This window comes from Streptomyces nodosus (genome assembly GCF_008704995.1).
Taxonomy (GTDB): Bacteria; Actinomycetota; Actinomycetes; order Streptomycetales; family Streptomycetaceae; genus Streptomyces; species Streptomyces nodosus.
The window spans coordinates 2,138,498-2,161,218 of sequence record NZ_CP023747.1 but is presented as its reverse complement, the minus strand read 5'-3'; the positions used below and the strand labels follow the sequence as shown (position 1 = coordinate 2,161,218).

The window sequence follows — 22,721 nt, the reverse complement described above, 5'->3', positions numbered from 1 at the left end:
CGAACGGGTGGTCCTGGGGCCGGGGAGGCGCGCAGCGCCTCCCCGGTTCGTTCTGCCGGTTGTGAGCGAGAACAACCGTGATGGAAAGCGCAACGCCCGGGAACGGCTGGCGGCCGAGCGAGAGAAGCGGAGGGCCGCGGACAAGCGCCGCCGGACGCTGATCGTGGGCGCCGCGATCGTCTGCGTCCTGGCCCTGGCGACGGTGGTGGGCGTCCTGGCGGCGAACGCCGGGAAGAGCGGCAAGCAGAGCTCCGCAGGACCCGCCATCGCGCCCTCGGGGGCGATCGGCAAGGACAGCCTCGCGATCCCGGTCGGCATGGACTCGGCCCGGTCGACCCTCACGGTGTGGGAGGACTTCCGCTGCCCGGCCTGCCGGGCCTTCGAGACCGCCTACCGCCCCACGATCCACCAGCTGGTCGACGCCGGACAGCTCAAGGTCGAGTACCACCTGGCCACCCTCATCGACGGCAATCTGGGCGGCAGCGGATCCCGCCGCGCGGCCAATGCGGCCGCCTGCGCCCAGGACGACGGCAGATTCCGGGAGTACCACGATGTGCTCTACGACAACCAGCCCAGCGAGACCCAGGACACCTTCGCCGACAACGACAAGCTCATCGAGCTGGCCGGAAAGGTGAGCGGACTGGACACCCCGGCCTTCCGGAAGTGCGTCAAGGACGGCACCCATGACAGCTGGGTGACGAGGTCGAACGCCGCGTTCGAGAAGAGCGGCTTCACCGGGACCCCGACCGTGCTGTTCGGCGGCAAGAACATCTACGCGGACCAGTCGATGACCCCCGCGAAGCTGAAGCAGATGGTGGAGGCCGCGAACAAGTCCTGAGGCCCATGAGACCAGTGGTGCCCCCGGCGCAGGGCTGCCCGGGGGCCATCTGCGTTATGGACCCGTAAGCCCCGTGGGTTGCCACGCCGCGGGCCCGGCACGGTAGCGTCGTAGTGCCATGGAACTTGCCTATATCCCCAGCCCCTCGCGCGGTGTGCTGTATCTCGGCCCCATTCCGCTGCGCGGCTACGCCTTCTGCATCATCATCGGTGTCTTCGTAGCCGTGTGGCTCGGCAACAAACGCTGGATCGACCGGGGCGGCCGGTCCGGCACGGTGGCCGACATCGCGGTCTGGGCCGTGCCCTTCGGTCTTGTCGGCGGACGGCTGTACCACGTCATCACGGACTACGAGCTGTACTTCAGCGAGGGCCGCGACTGGGTGGACGCCTTCAAGGTCTGGCAGGGCGGCCTCGGCATCTGGGGCGCGGTCGCCCTCGGAGCCGTCGGCGCCTGGATCGGCTGCCGTCGCCGGGGCATCGCCCTGCCCGCCTACGCCGACGCCGTCGCGCCCGGGATCGCCTTCGCCCAGGCGATCGGCCGCTGGGGCAACTGGTTCAACCAGGAGCTCTACGGACGGTCGACGGATCTGCCGTGGGCGTTGCACATCACCTCGTCGGCGGACGGACGGGTGCCGGGGTACTACCACCCGACGTTCCTCTACGAGTCGCTGTGGTGTGTCGGCGTCGGCTTCCTGGTGATCTGGGCGGGCCGCCGCTTCAAGCTCGGCCACGGCCGGACCTTCGCGCTGTATGTGGCCGCGTACTGCGCGGGCCGCGGCTGGATCGAGTACATGCGGGTCGACGACGCGCACCACATCCTGGGCCTGCGGCTGAACGTCTGGACCGCGATGCTGGTGTTCCTGTGCGCCGTGGTCTACCTCGTGGTGTCGTCGCGGCTGCGGCCGGGCCAGGAGGAGATCGTGGAACCGGGCGCCGCCGACGAGGACGGGTCCACGGGCGGCGATGTCTCCGGGGAGCCGGAGAAGAAGACGGAGCCGGTGGACGGCAAGAAGGCCTCGGCGGACGACACCAAGGCCGGCGCCAAGGTCGATGCCAAGACTGGCGCCGAGGCCGGTGCCGAGGTCGACACCAAGACCCGCGCCGAGACGGATGCCGCGGAGGCCCGGGACGACGCCGAGCCGGTGGGCGCCGCCATGTCCGCGGACGACGCCGAGCCTGCCGGAGAGGCCGGAGCGGCCAAGAAGGCCTGAGCGGGCTTCGAGTCCGGGGCCGTACGAGCCACCTGCTTCTGCGGCCCCCGGTGCCGGCAGTCGGCGCCGCGGCGGCCGGAGGCCCCGGACCTGCGGCGGAGAAGGCCTGAGCGGGCTTCGAGTCCGGGTCCGTGGGAGTTGTCGCTTCTGCGGATCATCCGCTGTCGGCAGGCGGCGCCTGTGTGGGCCGGAGGCGCCGGTCCGGCGGCGCAGGAGCAGGGCCGGGCAACGGTCGCAGAACGGGCTGGGGCGCCGTATCCACCGATACGGCGCCCCAGCCCGTTCCTGTTCCCGGCCCTCAGCGCCTCCGGCGGGCCAGGGACAGCGTGCGCCGTGCCTCCCGCACCACCGCCGTGTCGACGAAGCGGCCGTCGGGCAGTGCCTGGGCGCCCGGCTCCCTGGCCGCGGCCTTCACCACCTCCTCCGCCCGGGAGATCTCGTCCGCGGTGGGCGCATAGGCGCGCTCGATGACCGGGAGCTGGCGGGGGTGGATCGCCGCACGCCCCAGAAAGCCCAGCGCACGCCCCCGGGCGCAGGAGGCCGCAAGACCCTCGATGTCCCTGGTGTCCGGATAGACCGACTGGGCCGGGGGAGGCAGCGCCGCGGCCCGCGCGGCCAGCACCACACGGGCCCGTGACCAGTCAAGACCCGCTTCCTCCCGGACGCCCAGGTCCGCCCGCAGATCCGACTCGCCCAGCGCGATGCCCCGTACCGCCGGGTGCGCCGAGGCGATGGTGAACGCCTGCTCCACCCCCAGCGCCGTCTCCAGCAGGGCGTAGAGGGGCAGCGTCCCGCCGGCCGACGGGGCGGCGCGTTCCGCCACGCGGATCACGTCCGAGGGCGACATCACCTTCGGCAGGCGCAGACCGCACAGCCCGGGCAGTGCCGCCAGCGCCGCGAGGTCCGCCCGCGCCCAGGGGCTGTCCAACGCGTTCACCCGGACATGGACCGGCACCGGCGGCCGTCCGGTCAGCCGTTCCGCGGTGGCCGCCCGGGCGTACTCCTTGCGGTCCGGGGCGACCGCGTCCTCCAGGTCGATCAGCACCACATCGGCCCCGGACAGCAGCGCCTTGCCGACCACCTCCGGGCGGTCCCCCGGGGCGTACAGCCAGGTGAGCGGGGCGAAGCCGGGGCTCGCGGTCACAGGGCGCCCTCCGCCCGCAGCGCGGCGATCTCCCCTTCGGACAGGCCCAGCTCGGTCAGCACCGCCTCGGTGTCCGCGCCATGGGGGCGGCCCGCCCAGCGGATCCTGCCGGGGGTGGCGGACAGCCGGAACGGGACGTTCTGCATGCGCAGCCGTCCCAGTTCCGGGTCGTCGGGGATGGTGGTGATCGTGTGCAGCGCCGCGTACTGGGGGTCGGTCATCACCTCCCGTACGTCCTGCACCGGCGCCACCGCGGCCTCCGCCCGCTCGAACTCCGTCAGCACCTCCGCACGCGTACGGCGGGCGATCCACGCGCCGACCGCCTCGTCGAGCACATCCGCGTGCCGGGCCCGGTCCGCGCCCGTCGCGAACCAGGGCTCGTCGATCAGCTCGGGGCGGCCGACCAGCCGCATCACCCGCTCGGCGACGGACTGGGCGGAGGTTGAGACGGCGACCCAGTCGCCGTCCGCGGTGCGATAGGTGTTGCGCGGGGCGTTGTTCGGGGAGCGGTTGCCGGTGCGCTGCTGGACGTGCCCCAGCTGGTCGTACCAGATCGGCTGGGGCCCGAGGACCGTGAGCATCGGCTCCACGATCGCCATGTCCACCACCTGGCCCGTGCCGGTGCGGTCGCGGGCGGCGAGCGCCGTCATCACCGCGTACGCCGTCGCCAGGCCCGCGATCGAGTCGGCGAGGCCGAACGGCGGGAGCGTCGGGGGTGCCTCCGGCTCCCCGGTGATGGCCGCGAACCCGCTCATCGCCTCCGCGAGCGTGCCGAAGCCGGGGCGGTGCGCATAGGGTCCGAACTGGCCGAAGGCGGTCACCCGGGCGAGCACCAGACGGGGGTTGGCGGCCGACAGCTCGTCCCAGCCCAGGCCCCATTTCTCCAGGGTGCCCGGCCGGAAGTTCTCCACGATCACATCGGCGCCGGCCGCGAGCCGCAGCAGCGTGCCGCGGCCGCCGGGCTTCGACAGATCCAGCGTCATCGTGCGTTTGTTGCGGCCCAGCAGCTTCCACCACAGGCCAACCCCGTTCTTCGCGGGGCCGTGTCCGCGGGACGGGTCCGGTTTGGCCGGGTGCTCGACCTTGATGACCTCGGCGCCGAAGTCACCGAGCAGGGTGGCGGCCAGCGGACCGGCGAAGAGGGTGGCGATGTCGAGGACGCGCAGGCCGGTGAGGGGCGCGGTCATGAGCGGTGGATCTCCCGGTGTGTGAGGTGGGCGAGCGCGTCGAAACCGATGCCGTTGAAGTCGCCCACGGAGGTGGACAGCCGGTTCTTGAGGGGGGACGTCCAGCGGTCGGGGAGCGCGCCGGGGCGGCCGGCCAGCAGACCGGCGATGCTGCCCGCCGTCGCCCCGTTGGAGTCGGTGTCCCAGCCCCCGGACACGGCCCGGCAGACGGAGCCGGTGAAGTCCCCGTCGGCATGGGTGAGCGCGGCGGCGATCAGCGCGGTGTTGGGGACGGCATGGACCCAGTGGTACGCCCGGTGCACACGGTGGAGTTCGTCGACGACCCTGTCGAAGTCCCTGGTCTCCCGGGCCAGATGGAGGGCGTGACGCAGGGCGCGGGCCAGACGGGAGGAGGGCGGCACGACGTCGAGGCCGGTGCGCAGACAGTGGTGGACGTCCCGGGCGCCGCCGGCCGCCTCGGCGATGACGGCCGCACTGAACATGGCCGCGTAGACCCCGTTCGCGGTGTGGGTGAGGGTGGCGTCGCGATGGGCCTGTTCCGCCGCGGTGGCCGGGTCGCCGGGGTTGGTCCAGCCGTGCACATCGGCGCGGATCAGGGCGCCGATCCACTCGCGGAAGGGGTTGCGGTGGCGGGCGGTGCGCGGGGGTTCGACGCCGCACAGCAGATTGCGGTAGGCGACGCGTTCGGCGGTGAAGGTACGGCCGGCGGGAAGCTCGTCCAGCCAGAGCCTGGCCACCTCGCCGACGGTGAAGGACTTTCCGTGACGGCCCAGCAACAGCAGATTCAGCAACGGGTAGTTGAGGTCGTCGTCCTCGGGCATGCCGTCGATGTTCTCGGCGAGGGAGGTGGCCGCGGAGCGACGGTTGAAGGGGTGGGCCGCCGCCAGCTCCGGAGGGACTCCCCGGGCCGTGAACCAGTTGTTCAGAGGCCAGTTGCCGGTGGCGCGGGCGAGCCCCCGGATCGCGTCCAGGGGGAGTTTCTCGACGGGCTTGCCGAGCAGACAGCCGGCGGCCCTGCCGAGCCAGGCGGCCTCCAGACGCGCCTCGGCCGGAACCGCCCGCACGGCACCCCCGGCGGGGCCCCGCGCGGGACGGCGGGGCCACTCGGTGCAGAGCGCCTTGATCCTCGCCAGGTCCGTCGGTTCGTGTTCCGCCAGGCTGCTGGGCAGGTCCGCCAGTTCGTCCAGCAGGTCCTCGGCCAGCAGCCGCAGATACGGGGACACGGCCTGCGGCGAGGCGCCCGCGCGCCGTGGCGCGAGCGGGCCCCGCGCCGCCGCCCAGCGCGCCGCGACGGCCGACGGCTCCCGGCCGTCTTGTTCCGCCTGCCGCAGCTCATGGCCGAGCAGATCCTCCGGCTGCACCCAGGTCAGTCGGAGCATCTCAGCCCCCGATCCGGGCGAACGCCGCCTCATGGGCCCGCCGCCGGCGCACATCACGGGCGAAGATCTCCCGCGCCACCTCGGTGAGGGTCCGCGCCGGGGCGTGCAGATCCAGCCGGCTCGCCTCCGCCACCGCCTTCGCCCAGGCCGAGGGGACCTCCGAGCCCAGGGCGCCGGTGAGCGCGCCCGCCATCGTCGCGATGGAGTCGCAGTCCCGGCCGTAGTTCACCGCACCGAGCACCGCATGGCGGAAATCGCCGCGCGCCACGATCATCATGCCCAGCGCCACCGGGAGTTCCTCGATGGTGTGCAGCCGGGAGGGGCGGCGGGCGCCCAGAGACGGATCGCGGTAGTCGGGGCCCACCGTGTCGTACGGCGCCACCGCCTCGCGCAGGGGCCGCAGCGCCGACTCGAAGTCCGTGTAGCGGGAGGCCGCGTCGCACACCGTCTCCAGGGCGGCGCGTGTCCCGTCCTTCGCCAGCGACAGACAGGCGGCCACCACCGAGTCGGGGGTGGCGCCCGGCGCGCACGCCGCGGCCACCGCCGCCGCGAACACCCCGGCCGCCTCCCTGCCGTACGACGACTGGTGCGCCCCCGCCACATCCAGCGCCTCGGCGTAGGCGCCCGCCGGATGGGCCGCGTTGACCAGGCCGACCGGCGCCATGTACATCGCGGCACCGCAGTTGATGATGTTGCCGACGCCGGCCTCGCGCGGGTCGGCGTGTCCGTGGTGCAGCCGGGCCACCAGCCACTTCTCCGCCAGGAAGATCCGCTGGAGGGGAATCGCCTCGGTCTCCAGTTCCGGGATCCAGCGGGGGTTGTCCATCAGGTCGGGCACCAGATGCGCGGCGACCGCGTAGGCGTCGAGATGATCGCGGACGGCCCCGTACACCCGGACCAGCGCATGGGTCATCAAGGTGTCGTCGGTGACATGGCCGTCGCCCTTGTGGTACGGCGCGACGGGGCGGGCCGTGCGCCAGGCGTCGCCGTGCCAGGGTCCGACGATCCCCTGCACCCGGCCGCCGTGCCGCTCGACGATCTGCTCGGGGGAGTAGCCCTCGACGGGCCCGCCGAGGGCGTCGCCGACGGCGGCGCCGACCAGGGCGCCGGTGATGCGTTCGTCGAGAGGGATCGTCTCGTCAGAAGTGGGCGTCATGCCCGAATCATCCACCTGGGGCGGCCAGTTCCGTCGTCTCCAGGAGTTCGGCGAGGTGTACGAGGTCGGTCCCTCTCAGGCGGGGGAGCGCACAGCCGGACAGGGTGCGGCAGGCGTCCCGCCAGGCGGCCGGGATCGCGGCGCCGCCGCCGAGCGCCCCGGTCAGCGCGCCCGCCAGGGCCGGGGCGGAGTCGGCGACCCGCGACAGACAGGCCGCCGCGGGCACGGCCTCGGCGATCCGGCCGCGGGCCGCGGTCGCCAGGGCGAGCGCGACCGGGACGGTCTCCGCGGCCGCGATGCCATAGCTGTAGACATGGTCGACGATCTGGTGTTCCAGCAGCGGGACCACGGCGAAAGCCCCGTCGTCGCCGTCGGCCAGCTTCAGCGCGAGCCGGGCGTTGCGGCCGATCTCGGTGTGCTCGGGAAGCTCGGCCAGCGCGGCCGCCACACAGCGGTCCACCGTCTCCCCGGACAGGGCGAGCGAGAGGGCCGCGGCCATGGCACGGGCGCCGTGCACCCCGTCGCCGTCCTGGGTGTAGCGGGCGTCGAACTCGGCCAGTTCGGCGGCGGGACGGGGCTCCCCCCGATGCGCCACCGCGAGGACACAGGCCCGTACACAGGCCGCGTCGTCGAAGTAGTGCGGGTTGTCGTGACCGGTGGCGGGCGGGCGCAGCCCGGTGGCGAGGTTGCCGAGACCCGCGCGCACCGAGATCCGGGCGCGCAGGGTCAGCCGCGCCGACTCGACCTCGGGGGCCCGGTCGGCCGCGGCGGCGACCTCGCGGGCGACCGCCCGCCAGGAACGGTCGACGGCCGCCCGCGTCCCGCACCGTCGGCCGGGGTCCCCGGGCGCGCCGCGGGCCCCGGCCCGTAGCACGGCCTGAGCGGTGAACACCGCCCACTCGGCGTCGTCCGAGGGGCCCAGCCTCAGCGGCTCCGGGGGCTGGTTGAGGGCGATCGGCACCGGCAGGGTGGTGGTCGCGTTCTGCTCGGCGAAGCTGTCCAGCTCCCGGGTCAGCCGCCGGGTCCACTCCGGCATCCGGGCGGCCCGGTGCCGGGCCGCGGGCCATCCCGCGGCGTCCCCCGCCGCCAGCCCCAGCAGCAGCCCCTCCACCCGCCGGGGACCAGGTCCCGGCACCGGGAGCTCGGTCATGACTCCACCTCCTCCGTGCAGGGACTTTCCGTGGGACCTTCCGTGGGTGTCTCATGGCGCAGGTGCGGCGATCCGTTCCACAGGCCGGCGACCGCCGACCCCCATCTGCCGCCGTCGCCCGGAGTCAGCAGCTCCGCCACGTCCAGCACATGGTGGCCCTCCATGGAGGGCAGACAACGGCCCCGGGCCGGGCCGATCGCCGCCGCCCAGTCGGCCGGGATCGACGCGACCCCGCAGGCCGCACCGGCCAGGGCGCCCGCGACCGCCGCAGTGGTGTCGGCGTCGCGGCCCATGTTGACGGCGGTGAGCACCGCCTCCGTGAACGCGCCGTCCGCCGCCGCATACGCCCCGAACGCCAGGGCCACCGCCTCCGGGGCGAGGTCCGTCCAGGGATAGCCGCCGATCACCACCGCGGAGCGCACCGCCCGTGCGCCCCGGGGGGCCGCGGCGACCGCACGGCGCAGCGAGCGGGCCGTCCAGGAGTCCTCGGGGACGACCGAGAGGGCCGAGGCCACCACGGCGTGGGTGGGAGCCCCCGCCATCGCCGCCGCGACCCCGGCCGCCACCGCCCGGCCGCCGTGGATGCCCTCGCCCTCGTGGCTGACCGAGCCGTCGATCGCCACCAGCCGGGCCGCCTCCCCGGGGCGGCCCGCGGCGAAGACCCCGAAGGGCGCCGCCCGCATGGCGAGACCGTCGCTCCAGGCGTGCCGGTGCTGCGCCGAGATGGGCGCCGCGAGCCCCCGGCGGAGGTTCTCCAGCGTGCCGCGCTCGCTGAAGCCCGCCCCGCGGAACGGCCCCTCGTCCCGGTCCGCGATCCACTGGTGCCAGGCCGCCTCCACATGTGCCACGGTCAGCGCCGAGCCGTGCCGGGCCAGCAGCAGTCCCGAGAAGATCGCGTACTCGGTGTCGTCCGTGCCGGACGGCCGCTCGGCGACGTACCCCGTGATACGGCCCCAGCGGGCGCGGATCTCGGACGGCCGCAGGTTCTCGGCGGGTGCGCCCAGCGCGTCTCCGACGGCGAGGCCGAGCAGCGCGCCGCGGGCCCGCTCGCGCAGCGTGGGGGAGCTCCCGGAAGCCGGGGCCGGGGGAACACACGCGACGGCCATCCGCTGCCACTCCTCTCGGGCGCCCTCCGGTGGGGGCACGACGACCCCCTCAGCGGATCTGTGCCACCCGAGCGGCCGTGCACAGCCTGACCGGCCTCAGCATCACCCGTCCGACAGCTGTGCGCGGCTCTCCACGGATGAGCGATCAAGGGTAAAAGCGCAGGTTAGCCCAGCCTTTCCTTGCTGGCGGGGCGGCGGCGCGCGGCGTACCTTGGGTCTTGTCGAAAAGTAGAAGAAGTCCAATTGAGGCTCAGGGGAGTCGGGTATGGCCATCATCGAGACCGAGGCGACGCTGCACGAGGCGCATCGGGACAACCACACCCACCGCGATGTCAACGGCGGCTGGCTGCGCCCGGCCGTCTTCGGCGCGATGGACGGACTGGTGTCCAACCTGGCACTGATGACGGGCGTCGCCGGCGGGGCCATCAGCCGTCAGGGCATCATCCTCACCGGGCTCGCGGGCCTGGCGGCCGGGGCCTTCTCGATGGCCGCCGGCGAGTACACCTCCGTCGCCTCCCAGCGTGAGCTGGTCGAGGCCGAGCTCGACGTCGAACGGCGCGAGCTGAGGAAGCACCCGGAGGACGAGGAGCGGGAGCTGGCCGCGCTCTACGAGGCCCGTGGCGTCGAGCCCGCCCTGGCCCGCGAGGTCGCCCGGCAGCTCTCCCGCGACCCCGAGCAGGCCCTGGAGATACACGCGCGCGAAGAACTCGGTGTGGACCCCGGCGATCTGCCCTCCCCGATGGTGGCCGCCGTCTCCAGCTTCGGAGCGTTCGCGCTCGGCGCTCTGCTGCCCCTGCTGCCGTATCTGCTCGGCGGCCGCGTCCTGTGGCCCGCCGTCCTGGTCGCCCTCGTCGGGCTCTTCCTGTGCGGCGCCGTCGTCGCCAGGGTGACGGCGCGCACCTGGTGGTTCAGCGGGCTGCGGCAGCTCGCCCTCGGCGGCGCGGCGGCGGCAGTGACCTACGCTCTCGGCAATCTGTTCGGTATCGCCGTAGGATGACCCAGGGCCGATGGTGCGATGAACCGTACACTCGGCTGTTACACGACGGTTTCGAACGCCCGGTCACCGGGCATGAGCCGTAAGCACCGCGGGCAACGACGCCTGCTCCGTATATGTCGCGGAGGGCGAGGAAGCCCGCCGCACCCGGGCCGGCGGCCACCGATCTGTCCGCTCGAAGCCCCGATTCCCCCGCCGCACCGTGAACCCCAGCCGGTGACCCGGCGATGTTCGCATGGTGGAACGGCCTGTTCAATTGTCCGAAAACCGCTCCATCATGTGACGTGCGTGAAATCTCGCACTCACGCAGAGGGCCGACGTCGTCCCTCGGCACCTGCCCCATGCCAGATGACGACGACGGGAGAGCCGATGCGTATGCCGCGCCAGCCGTCCCAGCACTCCATGAACGGCCGGAACCGGTCGTTCATGGATGCTCGCCCTGCCGCGCAGGGCTTGTACGACCCCCGCGACGAGCACGACGCCTGCGGCGTCGGTTTTGTGGCCACCCTCACCGGCGAGGCGAGCCACACGCTGGTCGAGCAGGCGCTGACCGTCCTGCGGAACCTCGAGCACCGCGGCGCCACCGGTTCCGAGCCCGACTCGGGTGACGGCGCCGGCATCCTCTCCCAGGTCCCCGACGCCTTCTTCCGAGAGGTGGCCGGATTCCCGCTGCCCGAGGCGGGCGCCTACGCCGTCGGCATCGCCTTCCTGCCCCAGGACCGCACCGCCGAGGCCGTCTCCCGGATCGAGAGCATCGCCGCGGAGGAGGGCCTGGACGTCCTCGGCTGGCGCGAGGTCCCCGTCGCCCCCGAGCTGCTGGGCACCACCGCCCGCTCGACCATGCCCGCCTTCCGCCAGCTCTTCGTGGCCGGAACCGGGCCGGACACGGACCCCGTCCGGGGCATCGACCTGGACCGCAGGGCCTATGCGCTGCGCCGGCGCGCCGAGCACGAGGCCGAGGTGTACTTCCCCTCGCTGTCCGCGCGCACCGTCGTCTACAAGGGCATGCTGACCACCGGCCAGCTGGAGCCCTTCTTCCCGGACCTGTCCGACCGCCGCTTCGCCACCGCCATCGCGCTGGTCCACTCGCGTTTCTCCACGAACACCTTCCCCAGCTGGCCGCTCGCCCACCCGTACCGCTTCATCGCCCACAACGGTGAGATCAACACGGTCCAGGGCAACCGCAACTGGATGCGCGCCCGTGAGTCCCGGCTGGTCACCGATCTGTTCGGCCCCCAGGACAAGCTGGCGCGGATCTTCCCGGTGTGCACCCCGGACGCCTCCGACTCCGCCTCCTTCGACGAGGTCCTCGAACTGCTCCACCTCGGCGGCCGCTCCCTGCCGCACTCCGTGCTGATGATGATCCCCGAGGCATGGGAGAACCACGCCTCCATGGACCCGGCCCGCCGCGCCTTCTACCGCTACCACTCCACGATGATGGAGCCCTGGGACGGCCCCGCCTGCGTCAGCTTCACCGACGGCACCCAGGTCGGCGCCGTGCTCGACCGCAACGGTCTGCGCCCCGGCCGCTACTGGGTCACCGACGACGGCCTCGTCGTCCTCGGCTCCGAGGTCGGCGTCCTCGACATCGACCCGGCCCGGGTCGTGCGCAAGGGCCGGCTCCAGCCCGGCCGTATGTTCCTCGTCGACACCGCCGAGCACCGCATCATCGAGGACGACGAGATCAAGGCCGCCCTCGCCGCCGAGCAGCCGTACCAGGAGTGGCTCCAGGCCGGCGAGATCGAGCTGGGCGACCTGCCCGAGCGCGAGCACATCGTGCACACCCACGCCTCGGTCACCCGCCGCCAGCAGACCTTCGGCTACACCGAGGAGGAGCTGCGCGTCCTGCTCGCCCCCATGGCCAGGACCGGGGCCGAACCGATCGGCTCCATGGGCACCGACGCGCCGATCGCCGTGCTCTCCGAGCGCCCGCGGCTGCTGTTCGACTACTTCACCCAGCTGTTCGCGCAGGTCACCAACCCGCCGCTGGACGCGATCCGGGAGGAGCTGGTCACCTCCCTGCGCTCCTCGCTGGGCCCCCAGGGCAATCTGCTGAAGCCGACCGCGGCCTCCTGCCGCAGCGTGGTGCTGCCCTTCCCGGTGATCGACAACGATGAGCTGGCCAAGCTCATCCACATCAACGCCGACGGCGACATGCCCGGCATGAAGGCCGCGACCCTCTCCGGCCTGTACCGGGTCTCCGGCGGCGGCGACGCCCTCGCCGCACGCCTGGCGGAGATCCGTGCCGAGGCCGACACCGCCATCGACAACGGCGCCCGCCTGATCGTCCTGTCCGACCGGCACTCCGACGCCGAGCACGCGCCGATCCCGTCGCTGCTGCTCACCGCGGCCGTCCACCACCACCTCATCCGCACCCGGCAGCGCACCCATGTGGGCCTGCTGGTCGAGGCCGGCGACGTCCGCGAGGTCCACCATGCCGCCCTGCTCATCGGCTACGGCGCCGCCGCCGTCAACCCCTATCTGGCCATGGAGTCCGTCGAGGACCTGGTCCGCGCGGGAACGTTCCTGCCGGCCGGTGAGCCCGACGAGGCCATCCGCAACCTGATCCACGCGCTCGGCAAGGGCGTCCTGAAGGTCATGTCCAAGATGGGCATCTCCACCGTCGCCTCCTACCGCGGCGCACAGGTCTTCGAGGCCGTCGGCCTCGACGAGGCCTTCGTCGACGAGTACTTCCACGGCACCGCCACCAAGATCGGCGGCGTCGGCCTCGACGTGATCGCCGAGGAGGTCGCCGCCCGCCACGCCAAGGCCTACCCCGCCTCCGGCATCGCCCCCGCCCACCGCACCCTGGAGATCGGCGGCGAGTACCAGTGGCGCCGCGAGGGCGAACCGCACCTGTTCGACCCGGAGACGGTCTTCCGCCTCCAGCACTCCACGCGCACCGGCCGCTACGACATCTTCAAGAAGTACACGGCCCGGGTGAACGAGCAGTCCGAGCGCCTGATGACCCTGCGCGGCCTGTTCGGCTTCACCGACGACCGGGCCCCGGTCCCCCTCGACGAGGTCGAGCCGGTCTCCGAGATCGTCAGGCGCTTCTCCACCGGCGCCATGTCCTACGGCTCCATCTCCCGGGAGGCGCACGAGACCCTCGCCGTCGCCATGAACCGCCTCGGCGCCAAGTCCAACACCGGCGAGGGCGGCGAGGACCCGGACCGCCTCCACGACCCGGCACGCCGCTCGGCGATCAAGCAGGTGGCCTCCGGACGGTTCGGCGTGACCTCGGAATACCTGGTCAACGCGGACGACATCCAGATCAAGATGGCCCAGGGCGCCAAGCCCGGCGAGGGCGGCCAGCTCCCCGGCCACAAGGTCTACCCCTGGATCGCCGGCACCCGGCACTCCACCCCGGGCGTCGGCCTGATCTCCCCGCCGCCGCACCACGACATCTACTCCATCGAGGACCTCGCCCAGCTGATCCACGACCTCAAGAACGCCAACCCCGCCGCCCGCATCCATGTGAAGCTGGTGTCCGAGGTCGGCGTGGGCACGGTCGCCGCGGGCGTCTCCAAGGCGCACGCGGACGTCGTCCTGATCTCCGGTCACGACGGCGGCACCGGCGCCTCCCCGCTGACCTCGCTCAAGCACGCCGGCGGCCCCTGGGAACTCGGCCTCGCCGAGACCCAGCAGACCCTGCTGCTCAACGGACTGCGCGACCGCATCGTCGTCCAGACCGACGGCCAGCTGAAGACCGGCCGTGACGTCGTCGTCGCCGCCCTGCTCGGCGCCGAGGAGTTCGGCTTCGCCACCGCCCCGCTGGTCGTCTCCGGCTGCATCATGATGCGCGTCTGCCACCTGGACACCTGTCCGGTCGGCATCGCCACCCAGAACCCGGTGCTGCGGGAACGCTTCGCCGGCCGGCCCGAGTTCGTGGTGAACTTCTTCCAGTTCATCGCCGAGGAGGTCCGCGAACTCCTCGCGGAGCTGGGCTTCCGCTCCCTCGAGGAGGCCGTCGGCCACTCCGAGCTGCTCGATGTGACCCGGGCCGTCGACCACTGGAAGGCCCAGGGCCTCGACCTCGAACCGCTGCTCCATGTGCCGGAGCTGTCCGAGGGCGCGGTCCGCCACCGGGTCGTCGCCCAGGACCACGGACTGGAGAAGGCCCTCGACAACGAACTGATCAGGCTCGCCGCCGACGCGCTCGCCGCGCACGCGGCCGAGGACGCCCAGCCGGTGCGCGCCCAGGTCGCCATCCGCAACATCAACCGCACCGTCGGCACCATGCTCGGCCACGAGGTGACCAAGAGGTTCGGCGGCGCGGGACTGCCCGACGACACCATCGACATCACCTTCACCGGGTCGGCGGGCCAGTCCTTCGGCGCCTTCCTGCCGCACGGCGTCACGCTGCGCCTGGAGGGCGACGCCAACGACTATGTCGCCAAGGGCCTCTCCGGCGGCCGGGTCGTGGTGCGCCCGGACCGCGCCGCCGAGCATCTCGCCGAGTACTCCGTGATCGCAGGCAACACCATCGCCTACGGCGCCACCGGCGGCGAACTGTTTCTGCGCGGCCGTACCGGCGAACGGTTCTGCGTGCGCAACTCCGGCGCCCTGGTGGTCTCCGAGGGCGTGGGCGACCACGGCTGCGAGTACATGACCGGCGGGCACGCGGTGGTGCTCGGTGAGACCGGGCGCAACTTCGCGGCCGGCATGTCCGGCGGCATCGCCTATGTCGTCGACCTGGACCGCGACCACGTCAATCCCGGCAACCACGGGTCCGTCGAGCCGCTGGACGACGCCGACCAGCAGTGGCTGCACGATGTGGTGCGCCGCCACGCCGAGGAGACCGGCTCCACGGTCGCCGCGCGGCTGCTCGTCGAGTGGCCCGTCTCCGTGCGGCGCTTCAGCAAGATCATCCCCGCCACCTACAAGGCAGTGCTCGCCGCCAAGGACGCCGCCGAGCGGGCCGGTCTCTCCGAGACCGAGATCACCGAGAAGATGATGGAGGCGGCGACCCATGGCTGATCCGAAGGGCTTCCTGACCCACGGCCGCGAGGTCGCCCGCTCCCGCCCGGTGGGCGAGCGCGTCAGGGACTGGAACGAGGTCCTGGTCCCCGGCTCGCTGCTGCCGATCATCAGCGAGCAGGCCGGCCGCTGCATGGACTGCGGCATCCCGTTCTGCCACAACGGCTGCCCGCTGGGGAACCTGATCCCCGAGTGGAACGACTACGCCTATCGCGACCGCTGGGCCGAGGCCTCGGAGCGGCTGCACGCCACCAACAACTTCCCGGAGTTCACCGGCCGGCTGTGCCCCGCCCCCTGCGAGTCGGCCTGTGTGCTCGGCATCAACCAGTCCCCGGTCACCATCAAGAACGTCGAGGTCACCATCATCGACAAGGCCTGGGACAACGGCACGGTCAAGCCGCGGCCCCCGGAGCGGCTGTCCGGCAGGACCGTCGCGGTCATCGGTTCGGGACCGGCCGGACTGGCCGCCGCCCAGCAGCTGACCCGGGCCGGCCACACGGTCGCCGTGTACGAGCGCGCGGACCGTGTCGGCGGTCTGCTCCGCTATGGCATCCCCGAGTTCAAGATGGAGAAGCGGCACATCAACCGCCGTATCGAACAGATGCGCGCGGAGGGCACCCGCTTCCGTACCGGGGTCGAGATCGGCCGCGACCTCACGGCCACGGACCTGCGTAAGCGGTACGACGCCGTCGTCATCGCGGCCGGCGCGACCACCGCCCGCGACCTGCCGGTGCCCGGCCGCGAACTCAACGGCGTCCACCAGGCCATGGAGTATCTGCCGCTGGCCAACAAGGTGCAGGAGGGCGACCATGTCACCCCTCCGATCTCGGCCGAGGGCAAGCATGTCATCGTGATCGGCGGCGGCGACACGGGCGCGGACTGCGTGGGCACCGCCCACCGCCAGGGCGCGGCCTCCGTCACCCAGCTGGAGATCATGCCCCGCCCCGGCGACGACCGGAACCCGGTCGCCCAGCCCTGGCCGACCTTCCCCCTGCTGTACAAGGTGACCTCCGCGCACGAGGAGGGCGGCCGGCGGGTGTACTCGGTCTCGACGACCCACTTCGAGGGCGACGAGGACGGCAACGTACAGTGGCTGCACCTCGTCGAGGTCGAGTTCGCCGACGGCCGGCTCAACCGGAAGCCCGGCACCGAGCGGAGGATCCCGGCCCAGCTGGTGACCCTTGCGATGGGCTTCACCGGCACCGACCGGGACAACGGACTGGTCGAACAGTTCGGTCTCGAACTCGACGAGCGCGGCAACATCGCCCGCGACGCCGACTTCCGGACCAATGTGCCGGGGGTGTTCGTGGCGGGCGACGCGGGCCGCGGCCAGTCCCTGATCGTATGGGCGATCGCCGAGGGCCGCTCAGCGGCTCATGCGGTCGACCGCCACCTCACGGGCGCCAGCGACCTGCCGGCCCCGATCCGGCCGACGGACCGTTCCCTGACGGTCTGAGGCCCGACGTGACCTGACGGTCACCGTGCACGTCCCGTACAACGGCGTACGGAACGCAGACGGCGCCTGCCCGCCAGTCCCCGACCGGACGATGGGCGGGCGCCGTCGCCTTTCCTCATGCCAGTTGCGTGACCTTGCCCACCGCAAGCAGTACCAGCAGCACCAGGAGGCCCGCACAGACGGCCGCGTGCAGCAGACCGCGGCGCGGGCCCCGGGGGACATACGCATACGCCAGCGTCACCAGCCCGCCCGCGAGCAGACCGCCGAGGTGACCCTGCCAGGAGGTGAGGCCCGCGGAGATCAGCAGCCACAGCAGCAGGCCCGCCATGAAACGGTTGACGGCGCTCATATCGGCGCCGAGACGGCGGGCCATGACGTAGTACGCGGCGCCCAGTCCGAAGATCGCACCGGACGCGCCGACCGTCTGGGCGTCGGGATCGATCAGCAGCACGAGCACCGAGCCGCCGAGGGCAGACAGCAGATAGAGCGCGAGATAGCGGACGCGGCCCAGCTGCGACTCCACCACCCGGCCGATGTTCCACAGCGACACCATGTTCATCATGATGTGCAGGATCCCGAACGTCCCCGCGGTGGGCGGCAGATGCAGGAACGCGCCGGTCAGCAGCCGCTCCCACTCCCCGCCGACGACCCCCTCCGCGTGCAGCACCGACGGATACGGGTACTCCCACAGATAGTGCTCGCCGCCCGGCCCCCGCAGCCCGGCACCCAGCATCGCGAACCGGTCCACGATCGCCGGGCGCACCAACTCGCCCAGGTACACGAGGACGTTGAGGCCGATCAGCAGATAGGTCAGCACCGGCGCCGTCGTGATCCGGCCGCCGAACGCCGTACGGGCCTGGCGTATCGACCGCGCACCCTCCTTGACGCACTCCACGCACTGGTGGCCGACCGCGGCCTCGCGCATGCAGTCGGGGCAGATATAGCGCTCGCAGCGGGTGCAGCGGACGTGGGACTCCACTTTGGGATGGCGGTAGCAGGTGGTGACGGCGGACTGCGGCTCCACGGCCGGCTCCTTGGCAGGTCGACAGGGGGAAGAGGGGGCCGGTGGGGGACGGCGCCGAACAAAATAGCGAATATAAGGGAACGGTGATCACCCAGGTGCCCCGGACGCGGCCTCCAACAGGCCGACGATCACGGAGTGTCCGTCCTGCCGAGAGTTCCCCGCCCCCGGCCGGCCCTCGCGCCACAGCGTGACCTCGACGGTCATCGCGCCGGGCTCCTCCTCCCGGCGGCGGACGACGTACTCGTGTCCGGGGCCGTACGCCTCCTCGAGACCCGCGCGGAGCTCGGCCGCGATGTCCACCGCCAGCAGGCGCCGCGCCTCCGCGTGCGCCTCCTGTCGCCCCCGCGCACCATGGGCCAGCAACGCCCGCACACACCCCGGCGAGCCACGACGAGCCGCCGCCACCAACGGCAGTTCACCCCCGGGACCGGGCAGACCGGGATGCGCGCCCGCTGCCAGCAACGCCTCGACGACCTCCACCTGGCCGCCCCGCACCGCCCAGGTCAGCGCCCGGAACCCGGACTCCTCCTCCAGATCCGGTACCGCACCGGCCGCCAGCAGCGCCCGCACCACCTCCGTGTGCCCCCAGCAGGCCGCCCCGCACAACGGCGCCTCGGCACCTTCGCTCAGCCGGTCGGGGTCGGCACCGGCCGCCAGCAGCAGCCGCACCACACCGACCGCGCCGCCGACCGCCGCCAGATACAGGGCACTCCGCCCATCCTCGTCCACCGACTCGGCACTCGCCCCGCCGCGCAGCAGCCGCCCGACCGCGTCCTCGTCCCACTCGTCCACCGCGGTGCACAACTCCGCCGACTGCCGCCTGTCCATGCCCCGACCCTGAAGCCTCCGCGGCGACGGCGCAAAGCAATAAGAGCTCCGAACAAAAGTGGGGTCCGATCAGCGTGCGTGCCGGGCGCCGCCCGCCGGGCCCCACTTTTGTTCGGAGCTCTAAGCAGACCGCCCTCAGGTGTCGCACTCCAGCACCGTCCGGCACAGCCCGCAGCGGGCCCGCACCCGGCCCCGGACGGGCACCCGGATCCGCTGGTGACAGACCGGGCACGGAAAGGAGACCCGCAGCGCACCACCGCCCGCCGGGGTGAACGCATAGCGGACCCCCGGCTGCGGCCCGGGCACGGAGTGGTCCTGGGCGTAACGGCGGTCCTTGGCATAGCGGTGCCGCCCCGACCAGCCCGCCGCCGTCAGCGGCGGCTGCCGCCCGTCACGGCGGGCCTGCGCCATGCCCTTGGTGTACGCCGTGTACGCCTGGGGGCTGGTGAACCAGACCGCAGGATCCTCCCCGAACAGCAACGCCCGCTTGGCCAGGACATAACCGAACTCCTCCGGAGTCAGATAACCCAGCTTCTGCGAGGACACCCCGTCCTCACGGAACGCGTCCAGCAGCAGCCAGCCCGCCCCCAGATAGGCCGCCGCCGTGTCGGTGAGGATCTCGTTGTCGCGCGTACCCGGGAAGGACAGCCCGAGGCGGTGCAGATACACATGCATCACCTCATGCGCCAGCGCCGCGCCGATATCCCGGCGATGCGTGCGGAACCGGTCGTTCAGCTCGATGAAATACTCGGGACCCGCGGCGAGTTCGACATTCGCCGCATGCGTCATCTCACGGAAACTGATGATCATCCGGGCGTCCGGCAGCCGGTAGTGCCGCACCAGCTCATGCGCCACCCGCTGCGCGCCCAGATGCAGATCGTCCTGGTCCAAGAAGGCCACATCGGCGGGAACCACACTGGTCGCGAACGTGGCGACGGTGTCACAGGAGAGCCGCCGGTACAGCGCGGTGATCGCCTCCCGCACCGTGTCCAGATGGGGAAAACCGTGCTCGACCGGTCCGCCGTTCGCCACGTCCGCAACCCCCTGAAGGCGCCAGCACTGCACTCCACTGTAGGCATCCTTCCCCTCGGCGCCGGGGTGCCCGCGGGCGCGGGAAGATCGCGCCGCGCGGGCGCCCGCCCCGTAGGGTGGACGACCATGACCAGCCGCCACACCCCCACCACCGACATCGACCCCGCCGTCCGCGGCGAACTCGCCCGGCTGCGCGACAGCATCGACAACATCGACGCCGCCGTCGTCCATATGCTCGCCGAGCGCTTCAAATGCACCCAGCAGGTCGGCCACCTCAAGGCCGAGCACCAGCTGCCGCCCGCCGACCCCGCCCGCGAGGCCGACCAGATCGCCCGGCTGCGCCGCCTCGCCGAGAACGCCAAGCTCGACCCCGCATTCGCGGAAAAACTTCTCAATTTCATTATCGCCGAGGTCATCCGCCACCATGAGCGGATCGCCGAGGACACCACCGCCACCCCCGGCGACCCGGAGGCATAAGAGGTCGCGCGGACAGGTGGGGCGGCGGACATACGGGGAGTAACGGACCGCCCCCCGACCGCCCCTGTGCCCCACCCCGCGCATCGGGCAGCATGTCCCCCATGTCCGTACTGACGCGCGACGAAGCGCAGACCCGTGCCCGGCTCCTCGACGTCCACCACTACGAGATCACCCTCGACCTGACCGGCGGCGACGAGACCTTCGACTCCCGTACCGTCATCCGCTTCACCGCGCGCGAGGACCGTGACACCTCGGACACCTTCGTCGAGCTCAAGCCCGCCGAGCTGCGCTCCGCCACCCTGGACGGACACCCCCTCGACCCCGCCACCCTCACCGAGAACCGGCTGCCCCTCACCGGCCTCACCCCCGGCACACACGAACTCCGCATCGACGCCGCCATGCGCTACTCACGCACCGGCGAAGGCATGCACCGCTTCACCGACCCCACCGACGGCGAGACCTACGTCTACACCCAGCTGTTCCTCGACGACGTCCAGCGCGTCTACGCCGCCTTCGACCAGCCCGACCTCAAAGCCGTCTTCGACCTCACCGTCACGGCACCCGAAGGCTGGACCGTCCTCGCCAACGGCATCACCACCCGCCAGGACGACGGCACCTGGCGCGCCGCCACCACCCCCCTCATCTCCACCTACCTCCTCGCCGTCGCCGCCGGACCCTGGCACTCCGTCCGCACCGAACACCGCGGACTCCCCTTCGGCATCCACTGCCGCCGCTCCCTCGCCCCCCACCTCGACACCGACGCGGACGAACTCCTCGAGATCACCCGCCAGTGCTTCGACCGCTACCACGAGAAGTTCGAGGAGCCCTACCCCTTCGACTCCTACGACCAGGCGTTCGTCCCCGAATTCAACGCCGGCGCCATGGAGAACCCCGGACTCGTCACCTTCCGCGACGAATTCGTCTACCGCTCCGCCGTCACCGACACCCAGCGCCAGACCCGCGCCATGGTCATCGCCCACGAGATGGCCCACATGTGGTTCGGCGACCTCGTCACCCTCCGCTGGTGGGACGACATCTGGCTCAACGAGTCCTTCGCCGAGTACATGGGCTACCAGACCCTCACCGAAGCCACCCGCTTCACCGACACCTGGACCGACTTCGGCGTCACCCGCAAAGCCTGGGGCTACGACGCCGACCAGCGGCCCTCCACCCACCCCGTCGCCCCCGAAGCCGTCGACGACACCGCCGCCGCCCTCCTCAACTTCGACGGCATCTCCTACGCCAAGGGCGCCTCCGCGCTCCGGCAGCTCGTCGCCTGGCTCGGCGAGAAGGACTTCCTCGCCGGCATCAACACCCACTTCGCCCGCCACCGCTTCGGCAACGCCACCCTCGCCGACTTCATCGACTCCCTCGCCGCCGCCACCGACCGCGACGTCCACGCCTGGGCCGACTCCTGGCTGCGCACCACCGGAGTCGACACCCTCACCCCCCGCCTCACCCAGGCCGACGACGGCACCTGCACCCTCACCGTCGACCACTACGGCAGCCGACCCCACCGCATCACCGTCGGCCTCTACGACCAGTCCCTCACCGAGGACACCGGCCTCACCCTGCGCGAACGCCTCGACCTCGACATCCCGGACACCACACCCCGACCCCTCGGCAGGCGCCCCGCCCTGCTGCTGCTCAACGACGGCGACCTCACCTACGCCAAGATCCGCTTCGACGACGCATCCTTCACCAACGTCCGCAACGCCCTCTCCGGCCTGCCCGACCCCCTCACCCGCGCCGTCGTCTGGAACGCCCTGCGCGACGCCGTACGCGACGGACGGCTCCCCGCCGGCGCCTACCTCGACATCGCCCGCACCCATCTGCCCCACGAGACCGACCTGGCCCTCACCGAAGGCGTCCTCGGCTTCGCCGCCGGCCAGATCGCCGACCGCTATCTGCCGGCCCACGGCCACCCGGCCCCGCCCGAGCAGCACGGCACCCCCACCGACCGCCCCGCCGCGCTCGCCACCCTCACCACGCTCTGCCGCGACCTCATCCGCCGCACCGAGGACGGCACCCACCCCGGACTGCGCCTGATCGCCGTACGCCACTTCATCGACGCCGCCGCCCACCCCGACACCATCGCCGCCTGGCTCGCCGACGGCACCGTACCCGGCGGACCCGAACTCGACCCCGAACTGCGCTGGCGCATCCTCGGCCGCCTCGCCGCCCTCGGCGCCGTCGACCAGGCCGCCATCGCCGACGAACTCACCCGCGACCCCAGCGCCACCGGACAGGAAGGCGCCGCCCGCTGCAACGCCGCCCTGCCCGACCCCGACGCCAAACAGCGCGCCTGGGACGCCATGTTCACCACCGACGACCTGTCCAACTACCTCTTCACCGCCACCGCACAGGGCTTCTGGCAGCCCGAACAGACCGCACTCCTCGAGCAGTACACCGACCGCTACTGGACCGACGCACCCGCCGTCGCCGCCCGCCGCGGACCCGCCATCGCCGCCGTCGCCGCCCGCTGGGCCTTCCCCCGGCACGCCGTGCACGCCGACACCCTCCGGCGCGGCGAGCAGTGCCTCAACGAGACTGACCCCACCCCGGCGCTGCGCCGCGGACTGGTCGACGCCCTCGACGACCTGGCCCGCGCCCTGCGCATCCGCGAGGCATAACCACCCGCCGGCACAGCCGGCCACCGCCGGCACCACCCGACACCGCCGGCGCCCGGACACCGCACCGGGCGCCGGCCCACGGCCCGCACCCCCATGGCGCCACCCACCGCCACCCCACCCCGATCCA

Annotated in this window: 16 protein-coding genes; 7 read left to right on the top strand and 9 right to left on the bottom strand. The window is 72.4% G+C overall.

All coding sequences use genetic code 11. The features are described from left to right. Window positions 1-61 precede the first annotated feature (61 nt). Window positions 62-838 carry a DsbA family protein gene (locus CP978_RS09850; protein ID WP_043439494.1) on the top strand — a complete coding sequence of 259 codons (777 nt, stop codon included), beginning with the start codon at window positions 62-64 and terminating at the stop codon, window positions 836-838. 118 nt (window positions 839-956) lie between these two features. Then, a complete protein-coding gene (gene lgt, locus CP978_RS09845) occupies window positions 957-2,048 on the top strand; it encodes a prolipoprotein diacylglyceryl transferase (RefSeq protein ID WP_079162073.1) in 1,092 nt (363 codons plus the stop codon). Between the two features lie 298 nt (window positions 2,049-2,346). Here the strand turns inward: lgt and CP978_RS09840 are convergent, their stop codons facing one another. The 6 genes from CP978_RS09840 to CP978_RS09815 are packed head-to-tail and all read right to left on the bottom strand — an operon-like array spanning window position 2,347 to window position 9,170. Next, complete coding sequence (locus CP978_RS09840) at window positions 2,347-3,192, bottom strand: HpcH/HpaI aldolase/citrate lyase family protein (protein ID WP_043439492.1); 846 nt, start codon at window positions 3,190-3,192, stop codon at window positions 2,347-2,349. After that, window positions 3,189-4,379 (bottom strand): CaiB/BaiF CoA transferase family protein, encoded by a 1,191-nt coding sequence (locus CP978_RS09835; protein WP_043439489.1) that lies wholly within the window; start codon window positions 4,377-4,379, stop codon window positions 3,189-3,191. The genes CP978_RS09840 and CP978_RS09835 overlap by 4 nt, the downstream gene beginning before the upstream one ends. After that, window positions 4,376-5,758 carry an ADP-ribosylglycohydrolase family protein gene (locus CP978_RS09830; protein ID WP_043439486.1) on the bottom strand — a complete coding sequence of 461 codons (1,383 nt, stop codon included), beginning with the start codon at window positions 5,756-5,758 and terminating at the stop codon, window positions 4,376-4,378. Before CP978_RS09830 ends, CP978_RS09835 begins: the two co-directional genes overlap by 4 nt. 1 nt (window position 5,759) lies before the next feature. Then, the gene (locus CP978_RS09825; RefSeq protein WP_043439485.1) at window positions 5,760-6,914 is read right to left on the bottom strand and encodes an ADP-ribosylglycohydrolase family protein; all 1,155 of its coding nucleotides are present in this window, start codon (window positions 6,912-6,914) and stop codon (window positions 5,760-5,762) included. A 7-nt stretch (window positions 6,915-6,921) separates the two neighbouring features. Further along, the gene (locus tag CP978_RS09820; protein ID WP_150478185.1) at window positions 6,922-8,064 is read right to left on the bottom strand and encodes an ADP-ribosylglycohydrolase family protein; all 1,143 of its coding nucleotides are present in this window, start codon (window positions 8,062-8,064) and stop codon (window positions 6,922-6,924) included. Further along, window positions 8,061-9,170: an ADP-ribosylglycohydrolase family protein gene (locus tag CP978_RS09815; RefSeq protein WP_079162072.1), complete on the bottom strand. Its 1,110-nt coding sequence runs from the start codon at window positions 9,168-9,170 to the stop codon at window positions 8,061-8,063. The genes CP978_RS09820 and CP978_RS09815 overlap by 4 nt, the downstream gene beginning before the upstream one ends. Window positions 9,171-9,435: 265 nt before the next feature. Between CP978_RS09815 and CP978_RS09810 the strand changes: the two genes are divergently transcribed. From CP978_RS09810 to CP978_RS09800, 3 genes are all read left to right on the top strand, one after another. Next, on the top strand, window positions 9,436-10,167 hold the full coding sequence (locus tag CP978_RS09810; protein WP_043439482.1) for a VIT1/CCC1 transporter family protein: 732 nt from the start codon (window positions 9,436-9,438) through the stop codon (window positions 10,165-10,167). A 366-nt stretch (window positions 10,168-10,533) separates the two neighbouring features. Then, window positions 10,534-15,144, top strand: coding sequence for a glutamate synthase large subunit (gene gltB / locus CP978_RS09805; protein WP_043439480.1), 4,611 nt, complete (start codon window positions 10,534-10,536; stop codon window positions 15,142-15,144). Next, on the top strand, window positions 15,137-16,600 hold the full coding sequence (locus tag CP978_RS09800; RefSeq protein ID WP_043439479.1) for a glutamate synthase subunit beta: 1,464 nt from the start codon (window positions 15,137-15,139) through the stop codon (window positions 16,598-16,600). Before gltB ends, CP978_RS09800 begins: the two co-directional genes overlap by 8 nt. Before the next feature lie 115 nt (window positions 16,601-16,715). On the opposite strand, the gene CP978_RS09795 is transcribed toward CP978_RS09800, so the two are convergent. From CP978_RS09795 to CP978_RS09785, 3 genes are all read right to left on the bottom strand, one after another. Continuing rightward, on the bottom strand, window positions 16,716-17,624 hold the full coding sequence (locus CP978_RS09795) for a rhomboid family intramembrane serine protease (protein ID WP_043439478.1): 909 nt from the start codon (window positions 17,622-17,624) through the stop codon (window positions 16,716-16,718). 87 nt (window positions 17,625-17,711) lie between these two features. Continuing rightward, window positions 17,712-18,452 (bottom strand): ankyrin repeat domain-containing protein, encoded by a 741-nt coding sequence (locus CP978_RS09790; RefSeq protein ID WP_043439477.1) that lies wholly within the window; start codon window positions 18,450-18,452, stop codon window positions 17,712-17,714. Between the two features lie 135 nt (window positions 18,453-18,587). Continuing rightward, window positions 18,588-19,484, bottom strand: a complete 897-nt coding sequence (locus CP978_RS09785; protein ID WP_043439476.1) for a hypothetical protein — start codon at window positions 19,482-19,484, stop codon at window positions 18,588-18,590. 126 nt (window positions 19,485-19,610) lie between these two features. On the opposite strand from CP978_RS09785, the gene CP978_RS09780 reads away from it, so the two are divergent. Next, window positions 19,611-19,961, top strand: coding sequence for a chorismate mutase (locus tag CP978_RS09780; protein WP_043439469.1), 351 nt, complete (start codon window positions 19,611-19,613; stop codon window positions 19,959-19,961). A gap of 92 nt (window positions 19,962-20,053) precedes the next feature. Beyond that, window positions 20,054-22,594, top strand: coding sequence for an aminopeptidase N (gene pepN / locus CP978_RS09775; protein ID WP_043439466.1), 2,541 nt, complete (start codon window positions 20,054-20,056; stop codon window positions 22,592-22,594). Window positions 22,595-22,721: the final 127 nt, after the last annotated feature.